The 1803-nt window shown below is 59.0% G+C and carries 2 protein-coding genes; both read right to left on the reverse strand.

Annotated features, from left to right (window positions below):
- Positions 1-172 precede the first annotated feature (172 nt).
- Positions 173-805, reverse strand: coding sequence for a site-specific integrase (locus HMPREF2884_RS01690; protein ID WP_314684801.1), 633 nt, complete (start codon positions 803-805; stop codon positions 173-175).
- 324 nt (positions 806-1129) lie between these two features.
- Complete coding sequence (locus HMPREF2884_RS01695) at positions 1130-1723, reverse strand: protoglobin domain-containing protein (protein ID WP_005505324.1); 594 nt, start codon at positions 1721-1723, stop codon at positions 1130-1132.
- Between the last annotated feature and the right edge of the window lie 80 nt (positions 1724-1803).

The following is a 1803-nucleotide window of genomic DNA, read 5'->3' on the forward strand; positions in this document are numbered from 1 at the left end:
CGGGGACAGGATTTGAACCTGCGACCTCCGGGGTCTGCATCTCTTTTTAATGAAACAGTGAGATACAGCCAAGTAATCGTTGATATTGTGCGGTAACCGTCCCCTTATCCTTCCCTAAAGATACTTGAAGTTACCGGCATATCCTCACGAAAGATAGGGAATAAGGTAGGGACTACCTTTCCTCCCTACGCCGTGCTCGGGCTGCCTCGTACAGCGTTGTGAGGTCTGACAGGTCTGAGTATGCCTGTGCGTTCACATCGACCGAGTGGCCGAGCGTTCGAGCACGCAGTAGCGCGTCTACGTCCGTGCGGTACATGGTGTTGAGGGTGGTTCTCCAGACGTGGGTGCGGTGGGTCTCCAGCAGAGGCACTCCGCAGTCGCGAGCCAGATCCTTATAGAACGCCTTGAGAGCCTTCTGAGCGTTGTATCTGTCCCACTCGGTGTCTGGGTTGAGCGGTGCGCCCACAACGTAGGCTCCACCGACTTCATCTCGTCTACGGGTAAGGTGCTCATAGACCGCAGGCTCGACGAGAGCCGCGACGCGGGTGGTGCCTGTCTTGGCGTTTTCAGCCCGAATAATGCACGCTGGGCGGTTTTGGTCGTCGGTGATGATGTCGTCCCACATGAGAGTTCTTGCTTCGCTTACGCGCAGCCCTGTGGCCATTTGGAGCAGGGTTAGGTCGATGCAGCAGCGGTGGACGGCAACGCGGTCCTCTAGCGTGTACCTGCCTCGTTTGGGTGGTACTAGTGTGGGTGACCAGGTATTGGTCGGGGGTTGTGGGTAGAGGTCGAGGTCCTTGATGATGAGCGGACTTCTACCCCCGCGATCTTCAAAGGACCTCCTGTTGACTTCTTACCGTGACGGATCATGGGGCAGCCACACACAGAGCACGATGCAGTATTCACAGGAACGAGGCAAACACGACCAACTGAAAGAGTGACTTTCCCGCACCAGAAAGCCGAAAAGTCACCCAACCAGCAACACGTAGTGTCCTATAACCCAGAAAGAAAGCTCTCCCTGGAAGCCACTGAGGCTTCCAGGGAGAGCAGTCAGAGAGTGCGAAAGACGAATACACCGCTATCAAGCGTGAGGCGGCCGATGGGGGAGTCGTAGGTGGCGAGCGCCGGATCAGAATTGCTCGGGGTGATCGCGGTAGGCATACGCCCACACTGTCACGGCGACAGTCACAGCGCGAGTCCACGCGTCACGGACAGCGTCCAGTTCTGCGCCCTCGAAGCCCTCCGCCAGGAGACGGTGCCCGACCTCCACAGTCGGCGCGATGAAGGCGAGCACGTAGCGCAGAGGCACGAATGGCGTCGAGTCCGCCCCATCCGCCGCGTTCTTCGCCGCGGTCATGTGTCGAGCTCCAATCAGGTACTGGTAGTCCAACCACGCCTGATCCCGCTCGCGCGTGCACATGTCGATGATCCACTGGGCGAATCGGGGCTTTGACGCCTGCGCGTACTCGGGGTTCGGCTGTCCATCCGGATGCGCGGAATGTGCTGCCAGGTAGGTCTTTTGAGCCAAAATCCCGCGCCACGTGTCGACCATTTCCATGGCATGCGGCGCCAGGATGGGTTCTGCTCGCGCGAGCAGCTCTGCGTCACCGGGCTGGACGTGCGCGGCGGCCTCAATCTGGCGTAGATCCTCGAGTGTGAGCGGAGACGTGGGGACGGCATCGGTGCCGTAGGTGTACCCCGACGAGTGGTCGTAAGCGGTCATGCGAACCTCCTTGAACTTATGCGTCAATTGTAGAACGTGCTCTTGCTCAGCTCAAGTCCTGTGGAGTGGTGTAATCGTTT

It is taken from the genome of Rothia sp. HMSC073B08 (assembly GCF_001812975.1).
GTDB classification, from domain to species: Bacteria; Actinomycetota; Actinomycetes; order Actinomycetales; family Micrococcaceae; genus Rothia; species Rothia mucilaginosa.

Bases quoted from the DNA above. Each gene is read 5' to 3' on its own strand.
- HMPREF2884_RS01695 (WP_005505324.1), bottom strand. From the start codon at position 1,723: ATGACCGCTTACGACCACTCGTCGGGGTACACCTACGGCACCGATGCC.